This is a genomic window from Spirosoma pollinicola (assembly GCF_002831565.1).
In the GTDB taxonomy this organism is placed as follows: domain Bacteria; phylum Bacteroidota; class Bacteroidia; order Cytophagales; family Spirosomataceae; genus Spirosoma; species Spirosoma pollinicola.
This window is the reverse complement of the sequence record NZ_CP025096.1, coordinates 5,543,200-5,564,766: the sequence shown is the minus strand read 5'-3', so window position 1 is coordinate 5,564,766 and position 21,567 is coordinate 5,543,200. Positions and strand designations below refer to the sequence as shown.

The 21,567-nt window shown below is 49.0% G+C and carries 21 protein-coding genes; 5 read left to right on the top strand and 16 right to left on the bottom strand.

The window, feature by feature from the left end; genetic code table 11:
- Positions 1-223: 223 nt before the first annotated feature.
- From CWM47_RS23465 to fahA, 3 genes are all read right to left on the bottom strand, one after another.
- A complete protein-coding gene (locus CWM47_RS23465; RefSeq protein ID WP_100990606.1) occupies positions 224-817 on the bottom strand; it encodes a hypothetical protein in 594 nt (197 codons plus the stop codon).
- 82 nt (positions 818-899) lie between these two features.
- Positions 900-1,787 (bottom strand): flavin reductase family protein, encoded by an 888-nt coding sequence (locus CWM47_RS23460; RefSeq protein ID WP_100990605.1) that lies wholly within the window; start codon positions 1,785-1,787, stop codon positions 900-902.
- On the bottom strand, positions 1,784-2,956 hold the full coding sequence (gene fahA / locus CWM47_RS23455) for a fumarylacetoacetase (RefSeq protein WP_100994012.1): 1,173 nt from the start codon (positions 2,954-2,956) through the stop codon (positions 1,784-1,786). The genes CWM47_RS23460 and fahA overlap by 4 nt, the downstream gene beginning before the upstream one ends.
- A 266-nt stretch (positions 2,957-3,222) precedes the next feature.
- Between fahA and CWM47_RS23450 the strand changes: the two genes are divergently transcribed.
- Positions 3,223-5,562: a PDZ domain-containing protein gene (locus tag CWM47_RS23450; RefSeq protein WP_100990604.1), complete on the top strand. Its 2,340-nt coding sequence runs from the start codon at positions 3,223-3,225 to the stop codon at positions 5,560-5,562.
- A gap of 57 nt (positions 5,563-5,619) precedes the next feature.
- Here CWM47_RS23450 and CWM47_RS23445 read toward each other — a convergent pair whose 3' ends face one another.
- From CWM47_RS23445 to CWM47_RS23430, 4 genes are all read right to left on the bottom strand, one after another.
- Positions 5,620-6,057, bottom strand: a complete 438-nt coding sequence (locus CWM47_RS23445) for a MarR family winged helix-turn-helix transcriptional regulator (protein WP_100990603.1) — start codon at positions 6,055-6,057, stop codon at positions 5,620-5,622.
- Between the two features lie 46 nt (positions 6,058-6,103).
- The gene (phhA, locus tag CWM47_RS23440) at positions 6,104-6,826 is read right to left on the bottom strand and encodes a phenylalanine 4-monooxygenase (protein WP_394341948.1); all 723 of its coding nucleotides are present in this window, start codon (positions 6,824-6,826) and stop codon (positions 6,104-6,106) included.
- A 98-nt stretch (positions 6,827-6,924) separates the two neighbouring features.
- Positions 6,925-8,049, bottom strand: a complete 1,125-nt coding sequence (gene hppD, locus CWM47_RS23435) for a 4-hydroxyphenylpyruvate dioxygenase (RefSeq protein ID WP_100990602.1) — start codon at positions 8,047-8,049, stop codon at positions 6,925-6,927.
- Positions 8,050-8,155: 106 nt separating this feature from the next.
- Positions 8,156-9,346, bottom strand: coding sequence for a homogentisate 1,2-dioxygenase (locus CWM47_RS23430; protein ID WP_100990601.1), 1,191 nt, complete (start codon positions 9,344-9,346; stop codon positions 8,156-8,158).
- A 236-nt stretch (positions 9,347-9,582) separates the two neighbouring features.
- Here CWM47_RS23430 and CWM47_RS23425 point away from each other — a divergent pair, with 236 nt between their 5' ends.
- The gene (locus tag CWM47_RS23425; RefSeq protein WP_100990600.1) at positions 9,583-10,494 is read left to right on the top strand and encodes a nucleotidyltransferase family protein; all 912 of its coding nucleotides are present in this window, start codon (positions 9,583-9,585) and stop codon (positions 10,492-10,494) included.
- A 118-nt stretch (positions 10,495-10,612) separates the two neighbouring features.
- On the opposite strand, the gene CWM47_RS23420 is transcribed toward CWM47_RS23425, so the two are convergent.
- From CWM47_RS23420 to nusB, 7 genes are all read right to left on the bottom strand, one after another.
- Entirely contained in the window at positions 10,613-12,280 is a 1,668-nt protein-coding gene (locus CWM47_RS23420) for an amidase (RefSeq protein WP_100990599.1), read from the bottom strand.
- A 50-nt stretch (positions 12,281-12,330) separates the two neighbouring features.
- Positions 12,331-12,939, bottom strand: a complete 609-nt coding sequence (gene coaE / locus CWM47_RS23415; protein ID WP_100990598.1) for a dephospho-CoA kinase — start codon at positions 12,937-12,939, stop codon at positions 12,331-12,333.
- Positions 12,940-13,016: 77 nt separating this feature from the next.
- Positions 13,017-13,721, bottom strand: a complete 705-nt coding sequence (locus tag CWM47_RS23410) for a hypothetical protein (RefSeq protein ID WP_100990597.1) — start codon at positions 13,719-13,721, stop codon at positions 13,017-13,019.
- Positions 13,722-13,724: 3 nt separating this feature from the next.
- The gene (gene yajC / locus CWM47_RS23405) at positions 13,725-14,042 is read right to left on the bottom strand and encodes a preprotein translocase subunit YajC (RefSeq protein WP_100990596.1); all 318 of its coding nucleotides are present in this window, start codon (positions 14,040-14,042) and stop codon (positions 13,725-13,727) included.
- Positions 14,043-14,054: 12 nt separating this feature from the next.
- Positions 14,055-14,507, bottom strand: coding sequence for a DUF1573 domain-containing protein (locus CWM47_RS23400; protein WP_100990595.1), 453 nt, complete (start codon positions 14,505-14,507; stop codon positions 14,055-14,057).
- A gap of 106 nt (positions 14,508-14,613) precedes the next feature.
- The gene (locus CWM47_RS23395; protein WP_100990594.1) at positions 14,614-14,916 is read right to left on the bottom strand and encodes a YtxH domain-containing protein; all 303 of its coding nucleotides are present in this window, start codon (positions 14,914-14,916) and stop codon (positions 14,614-14,616) included.
- Positions 14,917-15,054: 138 nt separating this feature from the next.
- Positions 15,055-16,191 (bottom strand): transcription antitermination factor NusB, encoded by a 1,137-nt coding sequence (gene nusB / locus CWM47_RS23390; RefSeq protein WP_100990593.1) that lies wholly within the window; start codon positions 16,189-16,191, stop codon positions 15,055-15,057.
- Positions 16,192-16,490: 299 nt separating this feature from the next.
- Between nusB and CWM47_RS23385 the strand changes: the two genes are divergently transcribed.
- Positions 16,491-18,272, top strand: coding sequence for an ABC transporter ATP-binding protein (locus tag CWM47_RS23385; RefSeq protein ID WP_100990592.1), 1,782 nt, complete (start codon positions 16,491-16,493; stop codon positions 18,270-18,272).
- A gap of 43 nt (positions 18,273-18,315) precedes the next feature.
- Here the strand turns inward: CWM47_RS23385 and CWM47_RS23380 are convergent, their stop codons facing one another.
- Positions 18,316-18,756 (bottom strand): EVE domain-containing protein, encoded by a 441-nt coding sequence (locus CWM47_RS23380; protein ID WP_100990591.1) that lies wholly within the window; start codon positions 18,754-18,756, stop codon positions 18,316-18,318.
- A gap of 93 nt (positions 18,757-18,849) precedes the next feature.
- Between CWM47_RS23380 and CWM47_RS23375 the strand changes: the two genes are divergently transcribed.
- Positions 18,850-19,428 carry a dihydrofolate reductase family protein gene (locus CWM47_RS23375; protein WP_100990590.1) on the top strand — a complete coding sequence of 193 codons (579 nt, stop codon included), beginning with the start codon at positions 18,850-18,852 and terminating at the stop codon, positions 19,426-19,428.
- A 105-nt stretch (positions 19,429-19,533) separates the two neighbouring features.
- Here the strand turns inward: CWM47_RS23375 and CWM47_RS23370 are convergent, their stop codons facing one another.
- Positions 19,534-19,977, bottom strand: coding sequence for a VOC family protein (locus CWM47_RS23370; protein WP_100990589.1), 444 nt, complete (start codon positions 19,975-19,977; stop codon positions 19,534-19,536).
- A 181-nt stretch (positions 19,978-20,158) separates the two neighbouring features.
- On the opposite strand from CWM47_RS23370, the gene CWM47_RS23365 reads away from it, so the two are divergent.
- On the top strand, positions 20,159-21,547 hold the full coding sequence (locus CWM47_RS23365; RefSeq protein ID WP_100990588.1) for a glycoside hydrolase family 140 protein: 1,389 nt from the start codon (positions 20,159-20,161) through the stop codon (positions 21,545-21,547).
- The last annotated feature ends 20 nt before the right edge of the window (positions 21,548-21,567 follow it).

The window sequence follows — 21,567 nt, the reverse complement described above, 5'->3', positions numbered from 1 at the left end:
TCTAACGGAAGCACTAGTTAAGTAAAACTAAAGGTAATATACTCATTTGGTCTAGTAGTCAAGTCTAGTAAATGGTAGAGACGAAACGAGCGGGGCGACTTGGAAGAGCGTTCTAAGTTGACTTTTCTATACCTAATTACAGTTTCGGCCGCCCGCAATATGTAGCAGACAGCCGAAAAAGATGGCAGGCTCGAGTTTTAGTAAGCTATTCAATACCTGAATTTTAGAACCGATAAGCACCTGTAATACCTGCGCTCGATGAGTTAAAGCCTGCTTGAAAACTATACAGAGCCGATCCGGCACCAAATGAACCACTGCCCGTGATCGACGGAATCAGTTCGGCGCTGATGTACCATTTAGGGTTAAAATTGTATTGTGCGCCAAGTACGAAGCCAATGCCAACAGAGGGTGTAACAATCAGGAGGTCAGAGCCGGTATAGCTGGTTGTGCCACCGTTCCCATTGTCAACCGTTATTGATCCTGCCGATGTATAATTTAGATTCACGCTCGCAATCAATTCGGTCCCATAAATAAACTGCATCTTGTCACTAATCGGCCTGCGCTTTTCTTTCCCCATAGCACCACCCGCCGAAAAGCCAACCAGTGTGTTTGACCGGATAAAGTTTACGCCCAGATTGCCAAACGCCAGCCGATACCGTCGGTATGTATTTTCGCTAATCTGTTTTTTGTAAATCAGCCCAAAGCTGTTCAGATCACTCGCCCGTAAACCAATTTCTCTGGTAGACGGAGCATCCTGAGCATAGAGTTGAGGACCCATTAATAGGCCAAGAATCAGTATAAAGGAAAAAAATTTCATATGTATTATTCAAAATGCGTTTAGGGTCGCAAGATATTAAAATAACATTAAAAATCAGTTCTATTCTACGATTCAGCCGACATTACAATTGACTGGTCAGCAGCGTTAGCCAGGCATCCTTTACATTACCTTCGGCCAGAAGCTGTTTGGCCCGCAGGTGGAGTAGATCAGGTAAATACTGGCAACCATTTCTAGCTTCGTCGAACAACTCATTCAAGGCACCGGACGCTCGATAGGCATTCACCTCTTCGGGGTCGGGTAAAGCCGGGAAGCTCCCTAATTTCCCCAGATCATTTCCCGACAGAATAGCGCTGTTTCGAATAGCAGCCGGTATGTTGTCCACGCCAATGCCCGTTTGGGGCCGACCTACCTCAAATAGCGCATCGCCCTGGGCGCGGCAGTACCAGTCGCCCCCCATACGGCCAATAAGGTCGAGCTGATGGGGATCAACGGCTCCTGTTGAGTCGAAAATGGTATCGTGAAAATGCCCCATAACGACTTCGCAGATAATTATATTCCCCGAGCCTGGTCCATCGCCCGTAGGAACGATCTGCTTTACCACGCACTCAAACGCGGCTGGCGATTCGGCTATCCGTGGCGGACGAACCCGATCAGACGGAATAGCGGTAAAACCGGCTTTTTCAAACTCGTTGATACCCCGCTCAAACTCAGCGCTCGCCAATGACATTTGTTCAACCATCGCATAGTTGACGATGTTTATAACCACTTCGCCAACCTCTTCCAGATTCAGCAACGTGTGTTTTTTATGGCCATGCCGGTTAATGGTTGGCGCAAAAATCAGCGTGGGCGGGTTGTAGCCAACGATGTTGAAAAAACTAAACGGGCTTAAATTAACCAGTCCGTTGGCGTCGATTGTGCTGGCAAAAGCAATGGGCCGCGGGCCAATGGTACCGATTATAAACCGGTAAAATTCATTGGGTTTCAAGTCTGCGGGATTGATTGTTTTCATGAATGAATAGTGCCGGTTACTTCCCCCAAATCGACTCGAATGCCGTTCAGGAAGCCACGCCCCCGAAAGGTCACGGTATCGCCATCGGCCAGGAATGTTCGGGATAGGGTGTGGGATATATGAAGGGGGCGTTCCCCATTCCAGCTTATTTCTAGTAAAGAGCCATAGGTGCCGGGTTCTGGTCCTGAAATAGTGCCCGTTGCCAGCACATCGCCAATGTTGAGGTTGCAGCCATTGACGGTATGATGCGCAATCATTTGTGCGAACGTCCAGTACAGATAGCGGGCATTTGTACGGCAAATAAACACCTCCTCACCATCAGCGGGTGTTAGCCAGACGTCTAATTCCAGGTCGAAATTAGCATCACCCGAATTTTGTAAATACGGTAAAGGGGCTGGTTCCTGTTCGGCACCCGACACGCGAAAGGGTTCCAGTTCATCGAACGGCAACACCCAGGCGGAGATACTCGAACCGAAATTTTTACCCAAAAACGGCCCAAGCGGCTGATATTCCCAGCGTTGAATATCCCGCGCCGACCAGTCGTTAAAGAGGGCAATTCCGAAAATGTAATCCTCGGCTTCGTTTACAGAAATTGGCTCACCCAGCGTAGACGCTTTACCGATAATTAACCCCAGTTCGAGTTCAAAATCCAGTGCGGTTGATGGGCCAAACATGAGTTGACCATCGTTCATGAACTGACCCTTGGGTCGACGGATGGGAGTTCCCGACACCACGATGGACGACGCGCGACCGTGGTAAGCAACGGGCAGGTGTTTGTAATTAGGAAGCAGCGGGTCGCCCTGGGGCCGAAACATACGACCTACGTTCTCGGCGTGGTGAATGCCCGCGTAAAAATCGGTATAGTCGCCAATATGAACGGGTAAGTGCATCTGCACCCGCGACTCATGAATGAAAACCTGGTCGTGAACCTCCGCAAACGCCGTGGCATCATGCTCCAGTAAGGCGTTGATTCGTTGATGGATGGCTCGATGAATGGGTTTGCCAAGGGCAATGAAATCGTTCAAAAAAGGTTTGGTGAACACAGCGGGGTCTATAGCCAGGTTATCGAAATAGCCTAACAAGCCCACAACCTCCAAATCGAGAACATGGTCCTTGTGTTTCAGACCCATGCGGGGTGTCGACGTATCATAACTAAAAATGCCGTACAACATAAAATCAGGGATGGCTTCAAGACACTGTTTCAGCGCTGATGTAAACCGGAACACAGCCTACGCACCAAGTCAATTATATAAAGAGTAATGACTTTGTTATGTTTGCCGGACAACAGCAAAGGCACTTGAAAATTTGAGTAATGATAGATCAATTTGCCTGGAAAACGTAATACGAGTTGATTTGTATCGGATCAAACCTGAACACCCTAAGAACGTAACCGAACCGGCGAACTGAAAAGTAGTGACTACTGCGTCAAAGGCATATGAAAAACTGGATACTGTCTTTTTTTTACCTGGCAACATCGACCGTTTGCGCCCAGACGCAATTGTTTGTTGCTCCAACGGGCAACAACGCAAATCCGGGCACCATCAAACGCCCATTTGCCACGTTGGAGAAAGCATTGACAAAAGTAAAAACAGCGCCTTCCGATAAAGTCCAGATCATTTTACGGAAAGGCATTTACTATCTGCCGGGAACGGTACGCATCAACCCACAAGTTACGCAAGGAAAAAGCCTGACGATTAGCAGCTATCAGTCCGAAGTTGCACAATTGAGCGGAGGCAGGCGGTTGGCGCTTCAGTGGAAAAAGAATGCAAAAGGCATCTGGACATCAACCGTAACGGGCCCGGCCTTTGAGCAGTTGTTCATCAACGGTCAGAAACAAATTCTGGCTCGCTACCCCAATTACGACGCCAGTGCGCGCGTCTACAACGGCACCGCTGCTGATGCCTTGAGTGACGAGCGGGTTAGTCGCTGGAAATCTCCGAAAGGGGGCTATGTACACGCTTTGCACAAGGGTGAATGGGGTGATTTTCATTACCGGATAACCGGCAAAAGCGGGGGGCAGGTTACGCTCGAAGGTGGCTGGCAGAACAACCGTCCGGCACCCATGCACCCGCAGGAACGGTTTGTCGAGAATATAATCGACGAACTGGACGTACCCGGTGAGTGGTTTTATAACAAAAAGACCCACGTGCTTTCGGTGATACCGCCAGCAGGGGTTAACCTGGCAACGGCCCGCATTGATGTGTCGCGGTTAAAAGGCCTGATCGAACTAAAAGGAAACCCAGGCAGTCCGCTCAGAAATGTTCACATTCAGAGCATCCGGTTTGTCAACGCCGAACGCACGTTTATGGAAACCAACGAGCCACTATTACGGAGCGATTGGATGATTTACCGGGGGGCAGCCGTTCTCCTGGCAAACACAGAGAATTGCCGGATTGTCAATAGTGAGTTCACCGAGCTCGGCGGTAACGCCTTGTTTATGAGTGGCTACAATCGTAACTCGGTTGTCAGAGGCTCCTATTTCCACCATATCGGGGCTAGTGCTATCTGCTTCGTTGGCGACTCATCGGCGGTTCGGTCCCCTTCGTTCCGGTATGAGCAGTTTATTCCGTATGCGCAACTGGACCGGCAGTCGGGGCCGAAGAATGAAGCGTATCCAGCCCAGTGTGTGGCCGAAGATAACCTGATTCATCATATTGGTCAGCTTGAAAAGCAGGCAACGGGTGTCGAAATTTCGATGGCAGCCGGTATTGTGGTGCGGCATAATTCCATTTACCAGGTGCCCCGGGCGGGTATCAATATCAGCGAGGGTACGTGGGGCGGGCATCTGCTCGAATACAATGACGTATTCGATACCGTACTCGAAACGGGCGATCATGGCTCGTTCAATTCGTGGGGCCGGGATCGTTTCTGGCATCCTGACCGGGCTTCGATGGATAGTCTGGTGACCGCTCATCCCGAATTAATTCAACTCGACGCCCAAACGACAACTATTATCCGAAATAATCGCTTTCGCTGCGATCATGGATGGGACATCGACCTGGACGACGGCAGTAGTAATTATTACATCGCTAACAATGTTTTGCTGAACGGCGGGCTCAAGTTTCGGGAGGGGTTCAATCGGGTGGCCGAAAACAATATCCTGATTAACAATACATTCCATCCGCACGTGTGGTTTAAAAACAGTGGCGATGTGTTTAGAAAGAATATTCTCATGCGGCCCTATACGCCCATTGGCATTACGGAGTGGGGGAAAGAAGTAGACACTAACTTGTTTCCGGATTTAACCGCTCTGGCGCAAGCGCAGAAAAACGGCACGGACACGCACAGTCTGGCGGGTGATGCAAACTTTATCAATGCCGCCAAAGGAGATTATCGGGTGAAGGACGATAGCCCGGCGTTAAAAATCGGGTTTCAAAACTTCGCTATGAACCAGTTTGGAGTCCAACGGCCAGCCTTACGATTCATCGCTGAAACGCCGAAAATACCAACACTACTGAACGCAAAACTGGAAGAAACCATTACCGAACTGGTTTGGCTGGGCGCATCTGTTCGCAATGTACGCGGGCTGGGCGATCGCTCGGCGTTCGGGCTTCCCGACGAACAGGGCATTATTGTCGTTGACATCCCTAAAGGAAGTTTGCTGGCCGCATCAGGACTAAAAAAAGGAGATGTAATTCGAGCCGCCAACAAGGAAGACGTACGGAACATAGGCCGGTTGATGGCTATTCAACAGCAGGTGAACTGGACAGGAAGACTGGCGGTAACCGTTTTGAGGAATCAGCAATCTGTTGAGTTGACGCTGCCCCTGAAGTAGTTGTATGTCTGGCGCGGGTAAATACCCGCGCCAGACCTAGCCAGACATACCTCCTCATCACTCACTTATATTGCTATAAATAGAGTCCATGATGTGCACAAAGTGCTGATAATCATCGTCGCTTAGGTCGCCCCAGCCTTTGCGTCGCATGGCAGAGACAACCGGCAGTACTTCACTATATTTTGCTTCACCGGCTTCAGTCAGATAGACCAGGAATTTACGCCGGTCTGTATCGGCCATACGCCGTTCTGTTAAGCCTTTCTGACTGAGCAGGTCAATAATGCGCGTAACGGTTGGCGCATCTTTGGTCGTCATCTCCGAAATCGTATTCTGACTAATACCCGGATTGCGGTAGAGGTGATCAATGATTACCCACTGATCGACGGTCAGCTCAAAACCCGCATCGGTAAATTGCTTTTGCAGCGCATTTCGGATTTTCTTGATCGTCGTGTCAATCTTAAAAAAATAAGCCCGCGTATCGGATGGATGCGTCATTGTCAGTAATCAGAATCAGATGGTGTAACTGACAAAAATAACCAATCTAGCTTACTAACAAGCCTTCCAGCGTTGTCTCTATCTGTTGAACGGATTGATAAAGCTGGTCGAAGGACTCAATCACGAAGTATTGTTCCTGAAAATGGTCGATGATGTATGGCGTTTTAAGCAACGTCTCAACGTCATACGGAATGCGTTTCGGCTTGTCGCTGAGCAGGCTGTAAGTCGTTTCACCAACGGACGATAAAATACCCCCGCCATAGATCCGAAGTTGATCTCCTTCCTGAATCAAGCCAAACTCGACGGTGTACCAGTACAGCCGCGAAATCATAGCAATGGCTTCTTCACTGTCGATATGATGCAGCGCAATCTGACTCAGCGACGCCAGAAAATCGCAAAAAGCCTGATTCGACAGCATAGGCACATGCCCAAAGGTGTCATGAAACATATCCGGCTCCGGCAAATAATCCAACTGGTCGTGCCGACGCAGCCAGGTAGTGGCCGGAAAGTTTCGATTCGCCATCAGTTCAAAAAAATCACGATTCGGAATTAGCCCCTCTACGTCCTGCACTCGCCAGCCCGTTAGGTTCTGTAACCGTAGATTCAGATCCCGTTCGAAATCAGGAATACGGTCGGCACGGAAGCCCGTTGCCGAAATACCATTCAGGTAAGCCTGACTGGCTTTTCCGGGCAGCTGCGCTATTTGCCGTTCGAACAGCAACCGCCAAACGGCCTGATCGTCGGGGGTATAGTTGGTGTATGTCTGCATGATTAATGAGAGAATGAGTGAATGATAGAATGGGTGAATGAAGGAGGAACCGGTTGCCCTATTATTCACTCAGTCTATCAGTCCCTCATTCATACTTATTACAACGTCCCCCGCAATGCCTGTTCGCGTTCGATGGCCTCGAATAAGGCTTTGAAATTACCTTTCCCGAATGAACGGGCCCCTTTGCGCTGGATGATCTCAAAAAAGAGCGTCGGGCGGGGGCAAATAGGTTTGGTGAAAATCTGGAGTAGATACCCCTCCTCGTCGCGATCAACCAGAATGCCTAGCTGGCGAAGCGTTTCTATCTCTTCGTCGATCTGCCCGATACGGTCGGCAAGGTGTTCGTAATACGTTTCTGGTACGGTCAGAAATTCGACACCCCGATCCCGAAGAGCCAGTACCGTTTCAACAATATTGTCGGTCGCTACGGCAATGTGCTGAATGCCGGGACCATCGTAGAAATCCAGATACTCTTCTATCTGCGATTTCTTTTTGCCTTCTGCGGGTTCGTTGATGGGGAATTTTACGCGCCCGTTGCCGTTGCTCATGACCTTGCTCATCAGGGCCGTATAATCGGTAGAAATGTCTTTGTCGTCGAACGAAACCAGTTGCTGAAAGCCCATTACATCGTGGTAAAAAGTCATCCAGTGGTTCATCTCATGCCAGCCCACATTGCCAACCATATGGTCTACGTAGTTTAACCCGGCATCAGTAGGCTGATAGTCAGGTGTCCAGGGTTGATAACCCGGCAGAAACACGCCGGTATAGTCATTGCGTTCCACGAATACGTGGATCGTGTCGCCGTAGGCATGAATACCCGAATGGACAATATAGCCGTGTTCGTCCTGTGCGCGGGTTGGCTCCATATAGACAGTAGCCCCCCGGCGGACGGTCTCCTCAAACGCCTTTGTGGCATCATCTACCCACAACGCTACCACCCGAACGCCATCGCCGTGCCGGTCAATATGCCGTCCTATTTCGCTGTCTCCATACAGAGGTGAAGTTAGCACGAGCCGGATTTTTCCCTGCTGCACCACATACGATTCCCGGTCACGCAACCCCGTCGACAATCCCGCATGTGCTACAGGTTGAAACCCAAAAGCCGTCTGGAAATAATGCGCCGATTGCCGGGCATTTCCAACGTATAATTCGATGTAATCCGTACCGTTGAGCGGCAGAAAGTCTTCGACAGTAGTTTGTTGAGTTAATTCGAGTGTTTCCATGTTTGTTGATGTTAATGTGTGCAGCGTGGGCGGAAGCCCGAGCAGCCGAGGGCTGATTGGAGAGGATTATATTTTTAGCCTTCGGCTGCACGGGCTTCCGCCCACGCTACATGATCCATGATTTATAATATTTTCCGTCGTCAATCTTTAGGGCCTGTTCCGTAACCATCAGCGGTCGGAAGGTATCGACCATGACGGCGTATTCCTGCGTTTCTTTCTTGCCAATACTGCGTTCCATAGCGCCCGGTGCGGGTCCGTGCGGAATGCCGCCGGGGTGTAGCGTAATGTGGCCGGGGGCAATGTCGTTGCGGCTCATAAAATCACCATCGACATAATAAATGACCTCGTCGGAGTCGATGTTCGAGTGGTTATAAGGCGCCGGAATTGCCTGCGGGTGGTAATCGTACAGACGCGGCACAAACGAACAAACCACAAACGAATCGGTCTGGAATGTCTGATGCACCGGTGGCGGCTGGTGTACCCGGCCCGTAATGGGTTCGAAGTTGAAAATCGAAAAACTATATGGAAAATTATAGCCATCCCAGCCAACCACATCGAATGGGTGCGACGCATAAACCAGCGAGTGCAGGGCACCCTGTTTCTTGATTTTCATCAGAAAATCGCCGGTTTCATCGTGCGTTTCCAGATTGCCCGGACGCACTATATCCCGCTCGCAAAAGGGCGAGTGTTCGAGCAGTTGACCAAACTGATTTCGGTAGCGTTTGGGTGTATAAATGGGGGAATGCGATTCAACATACAACAGCCTGTTATCCGCCGAATCGAACTCGATCTGATAGATTACCCCGCGCGGAATAATCAGGTAATCGCCATACTGAAAAGGAATCGTGCCAAACAGCGTCCTGAGTTTGCCTGAGCCGCGATGCACAAATAATAGCTCATCGGCATCGGCATTTTTGTAGAAATAAGCCGTGAGCGATTGACGCGGAGCGGCCAGCCCGAAAATCAGGTCGTTATTTACAAGCAGCGGCACCCGGCTGTCCAGAAAATCATCGGCGGGTTCAACCCCAAAACCAAGCAATTTTCGGGAGAGCATATTCTTCGCAACGGCCAGTTTCGGAGTCATATCAATACTCTCCAATACTTCGCGCACCATTGTTGGCCGGTGAACGTGATACGTCAGTGAAGACATACCCTCGAAACCAATGGTACCAAACAATTGCTCGTAATAAAATGGCCCGTCGCCAGCATTAGCCGTTGTGCCGGTATCACCTGCAGGCCTGGCAAACTGTGTGTGGCGTTTGGGTGGGATATGGCCGAGTGTATGATAGAAAGGCATTGCTTTATTATTTGTTAAGACAACTGTTGTCTAGCATACAATTATAACGACAACTGTATAAAATAGTATGTTGTTTAGATTAAATTTTATTAAAAGGGGTATGGATGAACATGATTGCTTAAAATTTGCTTTAAATAGCAAAGCCCACCCCCTTTTTTTAATTTTGAGTGGGCAACGTTTGTTGTAATTGGAGACTAACAACTGTTTAACGCACCGGTATTCCGGTGATAACTGAAATGCAACCTACCCTTTTAATTTTAGCGGCCGGTATGGGCAGCCGCTACGGTGGTATCAAACAACTTGATCAATTTGGCCCTAATGGCGAAACCATCATAGATTACTCGCTCTTCGACGCCATCCGGGCTGGTTTCGGGAAGGTTGTCTTTATCATCCGGGAAGAACTCCGCCATGATTTTGAGGAGGTTTTTGGTCAGAAACTAGCTGAAAAAATCGAGGTAGATTATGCCATTCAGGCGCTCGACTCGTATGTGCCGGCGGAGGTAGGTGAAGTACGACGCACTAAACCCTGGGGTACTGGTCATGCGATGCTTTGCGCAAAAGACCACACGCAAACGCCATTTGCCGTCATCAACGCCGACGACTTTTACGGACTGGAAGCGTTCCAGCTCATCAACGATTTCCTGACAACTGACACCGACGATCAACTTCACGCCATGGTTGGTTACGAAGTCAAAAATACGCTGTCCGAAAATGGGTCGGTATCCAGAGGAGTTTGTGAAGTTGCCGAAAACGGCAATCTTATTTCGGTGATTGAGCGCACGAAAATTTACGAGCAGGCGAATGGAACAGATGAAAAGAAAATTGTTTTTGAAGAAGCCGACGGTCTAACGCCACTGGCTCCTGAAACGGCTGTTTCGATGAATTTCTGGGGCTTTAAACCAACGGTATTTCCGTTAGTACAGCACCAGTTCGAGAGCTATGCGATTGCGAATATCAATTCGCCCAAGGCTGAATTTTATATTCCAACCGTCATGACGAACCTGATCCAGACCGATACGGGCCACTGTAAGGTATTCCGCAGTCAGTCGGCCTGGTTTGGCGTTACCTATCCCGACGATAAGCCCGTAGTGCAGGCTGCTCTGAAGGAGCTACATGATGGGGGGGCTTATCCGGAAAAGTTGTGGTAGTTGTGGTTCAAAGAAATTATTAACCACAGAGGCACAAAGGCCACAGAGGGTTCAATCCTCTGTGGCCTTTGTGCCTCTGTGGTTAATAATTTCTTTGAACTGCCTGGTAGGGGCGTCCTTACTGAAGCGTAGGGTGTTTTTTGTTCCATTCGGTAGCATCCTGATACATTTTGGCAACCGCCAATACTTTCCCTTCTTCAAACAATTGCCCCATAAAGGTGATACTGGTGGGCAGATTTTGCTTTGTAAATCCATTGGGCAGCACCACGCACGGGTGTCCCGTGAGATTGGTAAGCGTCAGGTTTCCACCTGCATAAGCCGGAGATACATACACATCAATCTTAGCGGCTTTAAGCTGCGCGGCCATCTCGTTGATTAGTTTTGTGCGGGCACGGTTTGCCTGAATATATTCGACTGCCGGAACAAACCGCGCTGAACGAAAGGAATTTGGCCAGGCGTTTTTCCCCTGCCGAACCAGCAAATCATCGCGGCCTGAACGAGTCAATTCATCGAATGAAGCAGCCGCTTCTACCGTCAGCAGAAACGAAATCCGGCCCGCTGGAACACCCGTTGGTAAATCGAACGGAACCAGCTCCGCGCCCAGTGTGCGCAGGGTCTGGAGGGTAAGTGAATCATTGGCCCGATTGGGGTAATTGCTTTCAAAGGCTTTTTTGACATAGCCAATGCGCATGCCTTTCAGGGTTGTCAACGGAGCATAGCGAAAAGGAGCAGCCATAACAGTAGGGTCATTACCATCAGGTCCGTAAATAGCGTTGAAAACCAGCGCGCAATCTTCCACACTACGCGTGATTGGACCAATCTTATCCATACTCCAGCTCAATGCCATAGCGCCGTGCCGACTCACGCGCCCGAAGGTTGGCCTAAGTCCCGTAGTGCCGCAAACCGTTGACGGCGATACGATGGACCCCAGCGTTTCAGTGCCAATAGCAAAGGGCAATAACCCCGCCGATACACTCGAAGCTGATCCGGCCGATGAGCCGCTGGAACCGGCCGTTGTACTCCACGGATTTCGGGTCATGCCGCCAAACCAGACATCGCCCATAGCCAGCGCACCCAGCGTCATTTTTCCGCATAATACGGCCCCGGCTTTTTCGAGTCGTTGGATAACCGTAGCGTCGAGGTCGAGCGTCTGGTCTTTGTAAGGCATGGCGCCCCAGGTCGTTTTGTAGCCCTTTTTTGCCAGTAAGTCTTTGGCTCCATAGGGAATGCCATGAAGCGGTCCTCGGTATTTACCCGCTTTCAATTCCGCATCGGCGCGTTTGGCCTGACTCAGAGCCAATTCCTCGGTTAACGTAATGACGCAATGAAGTTTAGGGTCGTAGGTTTTGAGCCGATTCAGAAAAAAGGTTGTTAGTTCGACGGATGAAATCTGTTTTGTCCGGATCAATTCGCCCAACTGCCCTATAGTATAGAACGCCAGTTCATTGCGATCGGCAGGCAAGCTTACCTTTCCTAAAACCGACGCTTTAAACGATGATGGCCCCGTAGGCATGTTAAACCCAGCCGGTAGGGGATTGAAATACAGGGCAGGAGCAATATCATTGGGTAAATCAATCTTGCGTAAAGCCTCGTAATTGGTGCGGGCGTTATTTAGATTGCCGAGCATTGAGTCGCGTTCGGCCAGAGTAAATTCCAGTCCAAATACTTTTGCCGCTACTTCTACCATATCGGCGGTCAACGGTTTTTGAGGGTCGTCGTTGGTTATGAATGCACCCAGTAGAAAGCTGCTGGCGCAGGCAGTAAGCAGAAGTAAGCGTTGTTTCATTGATTTGGCTTATTGATGAAGGAATAAGCCAAATTACGGCAGAAGGAGAATTAATGAGCCGTTTGTTGCAAAAAAATCTCGTGTAGCCGAATAATCTGTGGAAGTAATAATTGGCTTTCGTCGTTTTCAATTACGTAATCAGCGAGTTGTAAACGCTCGACGTCGCTGATCTGACGGTCAATAATGTTTTGTATTTCAGCTTCGGAGCGATGCGGGTCGCGTCTGCGAATGCGCTCGATGCGTAAGGCAACCGGTGCCTGCACGACGATGACTTTATCCAGCGAATTGCCCAAACCTGCCGCCTTCATCAGAGCGGCTTCTTTCACTACATAAGGCTTGTTGGCGTGTTCAATGACCCAGGCCGCTGTGTCGGCAAGTACTCTAGGATGAATGACGGCATTGAGTGAAGCCAGAAGCGCAGGTTCCGCAAATACTTGCGACGCCACCCAGGCTCGGTTATAGCGGCCCGGCTCTGTGTAAGCGTTTGGCCCAAGCACTCGCAGAATATCGGCTTTTAGAATAGGGTCGTGTTCCGTGAGCCATTTGGCCCGTTCGTCGGCTTCATAAATGGGAATGCCCAATGCCTTGAACACAGCACAAACGACGCTCTTACCCGAGCCAATACCACCTGTTACGCCAATCTGGAGGGGAGTTTTCATAAAAGGTGAAAGAGCGAAAGAGCGAAAGAGCGAAAGAGTGATACGCTGGTGAGTCACTCTTTCACCCTTTCGCTCTTTCACCTTTTGTTTTGGGGAGCAGGTGATAACAGTTCGCCAACTTCGAAGCTAACCGCTACACGATCGGCACTGGTGCGCAGGAGGGGGTGACGCAGTTGGTTTAACGGAAGTTCCTCATCGTAATTATCAGAGATCCGTTTGCGTGGAATCTTAACCCATATCGTGTCGGGGAGGCCACGTACCAGTTTGGCCGGGCCATCTATCTGAATGGTTCGGGGCGTCATGTTGATAAGGCTGGACACCATGAAACGGGGGGCCATGTTCAGATGTAAACTGTCTGGCAGCAGACGAACCGTTTTGGTAATACGCCGGTCGAAACTCATTTCGAGTGTGTCGGCGACTACGTAATTAACATGAAGTTTTTTAACCTGTTCTGCCAAAGCCGCTGCCAGCGATGATGTATTAATAACCGTTGCCCGCAGCGGGTCCTGCACAATATAATCGACCGGTTCAACTCGAAAAGGCAGCCAGGAATGGCGCAACAGTCCCCAGCCATCGCTCGACACATTCACGCGCACATCGTGTGGCAGGGGTGAAGTTGCTACAAACGAGGAGTCGTCATATACAAATCGAATTGGGTATTCGACATTGAGTGTATAGCCCGGTTTATTTAGCGCATTCAAAAACCAGAACAGCGCGGCTGCTCCCAAACAAAGCAAGGCTTTGGTAGGCTGAAAAGATCGGACGTTTTGGGCGCTGTTCACTCGTTATAGTTTCTCCGCGTCAGTCGGTTTTCCGGTGGCTTCGCGGGAGATAGAACTTTTTTCAAAGGTCATTTTAATGCCCCGATCCACTTCGAGTGTTACGGTTGTTGCGTCAACAGAGGCAATGCGGCCATGTAGCCCACCAATGGTAACGACACTGTCTCCTTTTTTGAGGCTATCCACAAAGCTCTTTTGATCTTTCTGCTTTTTCTGCTGCGGGCGAATGATGAAAAAATAAAACACCCCGGCAATGCCTACCCAAAGGAGTACATTATAAATCATTGAGGTGTTGGAGCCTGCGGCTTGTAATAAAATTGACATAGAGTAGTGGTTTTAGGATGTTTTGGTGGTATCGGCCTTTGGTTTCACCAGGGCTTTAAACTGCAGATCGGTCATGGCCGGCTCTGTATTGGCAAAGATGGTGATGGTTTTGTTTTGTTCACCCATTTTACCCCGGCTGTTAAACCGTACCCGAACCGACGATTTTGCACCGGGAGATACAGGCTCCCGTGGCCATTCGGGTGTAGTACACCCACACGACGCAGTTATATTGTTAATAATCAGCGGAAATTCCCCCGTATTGGTAAAGGCGAAAACATGCTCAACTGTATCGCCTTCCGTTAACGTACCGAAGTCATGAATACCCGTTTCGGCAAAGGAAATTCGGGGCATCTTTGCCGAAACCGTTTCTTTTGAGGCCTGGCCTTGCTGCCGGTTATCGCAACTTACCTGCCCATAACCTATTCCGGCTATAGCCACTATAAACAGCCAATTTCTTACGTTCATTATTGACTTAAAATTTTCGGTTTACGGTATTCAGTTTTCAGTAGTCGGTGTGCGTCGGCCAACCGATTATCGAACACTGTAAACCAAATACCCGGCACCGTGCATACTATGCGTTTTGCTGTTTGATTTGCGCCATCAATCGATCAACGTCTTCTAAAAGGCGTTCGGCTTTCTCGCGTGCATCATTCACGACACGCTGTCCTTCGTTTTTCGACGAATTTTCTGGTAGCTCGACCGAGTTGCTTAAATCTTCCAGCAACTGATTAATTTGCTCTCTATACTTCGACAGCCGGAATGACAGTCGATCACGCGTAATCTTGCCCTTGTCGGGCGCATACAGCAAGCCAATAAGGGAACCAGTAGCAATACCGGTCAGCAAAAAGGTTAAATCACGTCCAATTCTGCTCATCTTTTAAAAATGTTTGTGGTTTTTGGTTTACGGTAATCGGTTCACATTAGCGACAGCGCGGGTAATTTGTAGCGTTAGCCAACGTATCGACGGATCATTGTGCGACGAACCGCCGTAAATCTCAAACCGTAAACTCCTTTACTTATTGTCCAACAACCCTCGTCCGCTTTTACGCAAACGCCCCGAAGCGACTAGCTTTTCAGACAGGTTATCTAAAATACCGTTGACAAATTTACCGCTTTTAGGCGTACTGTACGACTTTGCCAGCTCGATATATTCATTAATCGTTACTTTGACCGGAATGTTTGGGAAACTGAGCAACTCGCAAACGGCTAACTTAAGAATGATTTTGTCAATCATCGCTACCCGTTCAACATCCCAGTTCTGGAGTTGATCTGCTAGTAGCTGCTCATACTCAGCATCATTTTCGATCGATTGCTCGAACAGCGTATTAAGGAACAATTCGTCTTCTTCCCAATCGTCGGTGAGCGGTTCGAGTTGTAAACCCGTGGGGCTTTGTGCCGATTTTAACGTTCGGATGGCCAGACCCCGCACCACTTCACTATTTTCTGCCCAGCTCAGGTCAATTTCGGACAGGTGATCGCGAATAACCTCGTGTTTGAATATAAGCGTACGCAGCACATGTTGGGCTAGCGCCTGGTCTTCGTCGGCGGTGTGGGTGCGCTGGTCGCAGTAAGCGCGGTAGGTATCGTCTGTTTTCAGGGCTTCGCGCAGCGCCTTACGCACAAAACCCAGATCATCGACCCAGGAAATTCCGTGCCGAACGGCTTCGTTCGTGAGGGGCTGGTGTTCAGAAAGCGCCTTTATAACGGCGTTATCGCCCAGATTCGACTCAAATGGAAAGGGGGTTTCGTCGACGTCGCGGTATTGACGCTCACTGTCAATTTGGGCTGCGTGACCCAGTTCGACAAGCAGGAGCATAACCAGTAAATAATCGTCGTAGATGCCGTTTACCTGCTTCAGCATCATCTGGGCAAGGTGCTGGCGATCTTTTCTGGTACGAATCTGGTAGAATACAAACCCATCATTAGCTGCTTTGAGCACATTACGGGGTGCTTCGTCGTCCTGAGCAGATTGGTTTTTTTTGATGGCCTCTTCGAACAGAAGACCGGCCAGTTTACGGTAGCCTTCGAGTTGTCGCTTATTCTGCGGCAACATCGAGTTCAGGTCGGGTTGGAAGAGATCATTAATGCCGTCTATGGCTAGTTGTTGATTGGAGAATTCGGCCTGCCGAAGCGCATATAACGCCTGCATGACCTTTATTCGGAGTAGTCGCCTATTGAGCATCCCGCCTAAAATCTATTTGCTACCAGTAAGAAAAGAACTTCTTGAATTGGGTGCAAAAGTACGGTTTTTCCAGTAAAAAGGCAAGTCGAGGGGTAAAAAGGTGGAGTGAGTGAAATTAGGGCAGTAAGTAAAGTGAGGAAGTGAATGGGACGAGCGCATGAACAATTGGCTTTTACTGCACTTACTCTACCTACTTCACTCACTCCCCTTTCCTGCAACTTTTCGCCGTTTGGGGCGGTTAGAAATAAAACGCCGTTGGTTAAATTGTGAAAGCACTTTCTTACCTCAACAAATACCTCCTTAAGTATAAATGGTACCTGATTTTGGGAACGCTGTTTACCGCGATTTCCAATCTGTTCGGTATTTTTCCGGCTCAACTGGTTCGGTACGCCCTCGATTTAGTGCGCGAAACGCTTGACGTCTATTATCTGTACGATAAATCGCCCCTGCAATCATCCCTCTACGATGTATTTGCATTCAGTATTTTGCTGTTTGGCGTGCTTACGCTGGTATTGGCTTTGCTGAAAGGGTTCTTTTTATTCCTGGTTCGGCAGACGCTTATTGTGATGTCGCGCCATGTTGAATATGACCTGAAAAACGAGATTTACAATCACTATCAAACGTTGCCGCTGAGCTTCTACCGTCAGCACAATACCGGCGATTTGATGGCGCGTATCTCAGAAGATGTCAGTAAGGTTCGGATGTATGTAGGACCAAGTATCATGTATGGGCTTAACCTGATTGTGCTGTTTGTTCTGGTTATCACCTACATGGTAAGCATCAATGCCCGCCTTTCGTTATACGTGCTTTTGCCGCTGCCCATTCTGTCGGTCGCAATTTATATCGTCAACAATATTATCATTCGCCGGTCAGAAGAAATACAGCGGTCGTTGTCGCGGCTGTCGACCTATGTGCAGGAAGCTTTTTCGGGGATTCGCGTATTGAAAGCCTTCGTTCAGGAAGATAATTCGGCCGCAAAATTCGAGTTGGAAAGTGACGAATATCGGAGTAAATCATTGAGTTTAACGCGGGTCGATTCCCTGTTTTTTCCCATCGTTGCCATTCTGGTAGGCTTAAGCAACGTACTGGTGATTTTTGTGGGCGGGCAGGAAATCCTGGCCGGACGGCTCACACCGGGAAATATTACGGAATTCATTCTGTATGTAAACATGCTGACCTGGCCGGTTATGGCCCTTGGCTGGACAACCAGCCAAACCCAACGGGCGGCTGCTTCTCAGCAACGCATCAACGAATTTCTGAACATCAAGACCGACATCGTATCGCAGAAGAATATCGAGCATACCGTTAAGGGCGAAATCGAGTTTAAGAATGTTCGCTTCGTTTATCCTGATTCGGGTATTGAGGCCATCAAAAACTTCTCGATGCATGTTCGGGCGGGCGAAACAGTGGCAATTCTGGGAACAACCGGTTCCGGCAAAAGTACGCTGGCTAACTTGCTGACGCGGATGTATGATGTAACGTCCGGTGAGATCAGGGTGGATGGAATTCCACTAAAAGATTACAACCTGACCTCGTTGCGAGAGCAGATGGGCTACGTGCCGCAGGATGTTTTCCTCTTCTCGGAAACCATCAGCAACAACGTCCGCTTTGGCAAGCCCGACCTGCCGCAGGAGCGCGTAGAACAAGCTATCCGTGATGCTGATCTGTACCAGAATGTGCTGGAATTTCCCGAACAGTTCGAGACCCGTGTTGGCGAGCGGGGTGTAACCCTATCGGGTGGGCAGAAGCAACGGTTGAGTATTGCCCGTGCTATTGCCCGCGACCCTAAAATTCTGATTCTGGACGACTGCCTCTCGGCGGTGGATACAAATACGGAAAACATCATTTTAAACAACCTGCAGCGTATTATGGCCGATCGCACCTCGGTGGTGATTTCGCACCGCGTGTCGTCTGCGAAGCTGGCCGACTATATTATCATGCTTGATAAGGGTGAGGTAGTTGAAGAAGGTACGCAGGAAGAATTACTGGCCAAAAATGGAGCCTACCGTGAGCTGTACGAGAAACAGTTACAGACGGAAGAAGCGTAATTCGGGCATTATTCATTCTACATTACTCACCTATCTCTGGAAATCAATCCGCTTTATTATTGTCTAGCATATTTTTGCTAATCAAGTCAAAATCATGTTTACCGATTTCGAAGAAGCCAAATCGAAACGGATAGCCCCATGACTTCTTATTCGGTATAAAGTCAAGATCATTGATTAGGGGAAGTATGGACGTTTCTTTAACCGCCTGAAATGTCACATTGCGCCGGAAAGGGACGAAATCCTCCGACACGGCAACTTGATATATAGCATCATCGCTTACTCGCCCGATCGCGGTGAATGACTGGCATTTCTGATCACTTTCCAGAATTTGCCTGGGTGAATAGAAAATCACCCAGTCGGTTGTCTTCATCCGTTTTAGAGGAGCCTGTTTTCCGTGGTTGGCTTGCATAAAGCCTCCAGAAACTCCTCGCATCACATGATCTTTTGACGCTACCACGATCCAGTATTTTGGTGATTCGCTCATACGATAGAAACTGGTTGCATTACTTATTGTTGATTTTTTTAAAACGACTGACGCCCTACTTTTACCTGGATAATACGTAAACGGTGGGTAGTCATGAGAAAGTTAAAACTGCAGGTACAGATTTCAGTAGATGGGTTCATTGCCGGACCGAATGGTGAAATGGATTGGCTAATATGGAATTGGGATGATGCGCTGATGACGTATGTCAAGGAACTCACCGAGCCAGTTGAGACCATTTTGTTAGGTAGAAAGTTAGCCGAAGGATTCATTGGTGCCTGGCAATCAAGGGCTGAAAATCCTGAAACAGCCGATGCTGGTGCCCATAAAATGAATGACTCGCATAAAATCGTTTTTTCAAGTACGCTGGAACGTATTGAAGGTAAGAATGTGACGCTGAGTCAAGGCGATTTGGTTGCAGAAGTTACCGCCTTAAAGGTGCAGACGGGTGGCGACCTGATTGCTTACGGCGGTGCTGAATTTGTGTCGTCGTTGATTAAGAATAATCTGGTCGATGACTATCACCTCTTCGTCAACCCGGTGGCGTTAGGCAGCGGAATGCCTATCTTTAGTAATTTGGAAAACAGACTGAACCTTGAACTGGTAAAATCGCAAGCCTTCGCCTGTGGTATCGTCGTACAGAATTATAAACCAGCTACCGCTAACGAAGGATAAGTTCAGGGGCGGAGTGGCCGGAAGAATACGGGTGACAAAGCGAAACGGGTAAGAGATACCTTTCAAAAAGTGTTTCCTGCCCGTTTCGCTTTGTACAGACTATTTTTATGCCTCTTCCAGTGCTTTGATGTCAATCTTACTCATTTTCATCATCGCCTGCATGGCTCGCTTGGATTTTTCGGGGTCTTTATCGCCCAGAAGCCTGCCTAAATCGGAAGGGACAATTTGCCACGATACACCAAACTTGTCTTTCAGCCAGCCGCATTGCCCGGGCTTTCCTCCCTCGCAGAGTTTATCCCAATACTCATCCACTTCCTCTTGTGTTTCGCAGTTGACGAATAGGGAAATACCATCGGAAAAGGTAAAATGCGGGCCACCATTCAGGGCGACGAACTCCTGCCCATTAATCTGGAAATTGACCGATAGGACAGTTCCCTCGCCGTAGCGGCTAACACGACCGATACTTGCGTTTTTGAATATAGATGTATACAGATTGGCGGCCTCTTCCGCCTGATTGTCGAACGTTAGGAATGTCGTGATCTTTTGCATGGTTTGCTAGTTGCTGGTAGCACAAAGATACAGTATCGAGTTTCTGCATAGGGATGCTAAAGCGTCAATAACAGGGTTGGATACGACAGTATATAAGGAGTATAGACCGCGGGCTAAGCTATAAGAAACAGGAGTATAAGAAATAGGTTTATGGCCTTTTGGTTTCCTGTTTCTAAACCTTATGAAGAAGTCTGTTTTCCTGTTTTTGTTTACCTGCCTGTCTGGTTTTGTGTTGGCTCAAAAACCCTTCGCCAACGGGCGGCTGAAAGTCTCGGATAATAAACGGTATCTGGTTCATCAAAATGGTACACCGTTTTTCTGGCTGGGCGATACCGCCTGGGAACTGTTTCACCGGCTTAACCGGGAAGAAGCCGATCAATATCTCAAACATCGGGCCGAGCAGGGCTTTACTGTTGTGCAGGCTGTAGCCCTGGCCGAGTTCGATGGCCTAAAAGAACCGAATCCTTATGGCGAGGTGCCGCTCGTAGACAATGACCCTACAAAGCCAAACGAAGCCTATTTCAACCACGTTGACTATATTATTGACAAAGCCGCTCAGTATGGACTTGTCATCGCTTTTCTACCTACCTGGGGCGATAAGATCTTTAAGAGTAGCTGGGGACAAGGGCCAGAAATTTTTAACCCGTCCAACGCGAAGGTGTATGGACAGTATCTGGGCAATCGCTACAAAAGCCGCGAAAACATTGTTTGGGTGTTGGGTGGCGATCGTCAGCCGCGCGATGGTTCGACTGACGTAGAGCTGTGGCGGGCAATGGCTGCTGGCATTCAGGAGGCCGTGGGCGGGACCGATAAAGCCCTCATGACCTATCACCCACAACCCAACGGGTTGAACGGAGGGGCGTCGAAGTGGTTTAAAAGCGATGCGTGGTTCGATTTCAATATGCACCAAAACGGGCATTGCCGCGATACGCCGATGTACGATAATATTACTGTGTCGTACAATAACCAGCCCACAAAACCGACGATGGATGCCGAACCAATTTACGAAGATCATCCGGTTTGTTTTAACGTCAAAGACTTAGGCACCTCCAATGCCTATGACGTTCGCCTGTATGCGTATCTTGATTTGTTTGCGGGTGCTCATGGACACACCTATGGCTGCCACGACATCTGGCAGATGTACAGTGCAAAGCGGCCTGCGGTTAATGGGCCGCATATTTTCTGGCAGGAAGCCCTCGACTTATCTGGTGCCAATCAGATGAAACATGTTAAGCGATTAATGACAGCCCGTCCCATTCTCGATCGTGTGCCCGACCAGTCGCTCATTGTAGAAAATAACCTGAACCCATCTGAACGGATTCAGGCCACGCGGGGCACCGATTATGCCCTTATCTATTCAGCTGCCGGGAAGCCGTTTACGGTGAATCCGGGAAAGATTTCGGGCAAAACGGTTACCGCAACCTGGTTCGATCCACGTTCGGGCAAAACGCAATCGGCGAATACATTCGATAATCAGAAGCCAGTCCAGTTTAAACCACCAACGCAGGGCTACGGTCAGGATTGGGTATTGGTGCTGGACGATACCGCTAAAAATTATCCGGCTTTGTAACATTCACTAGATTATTGAAC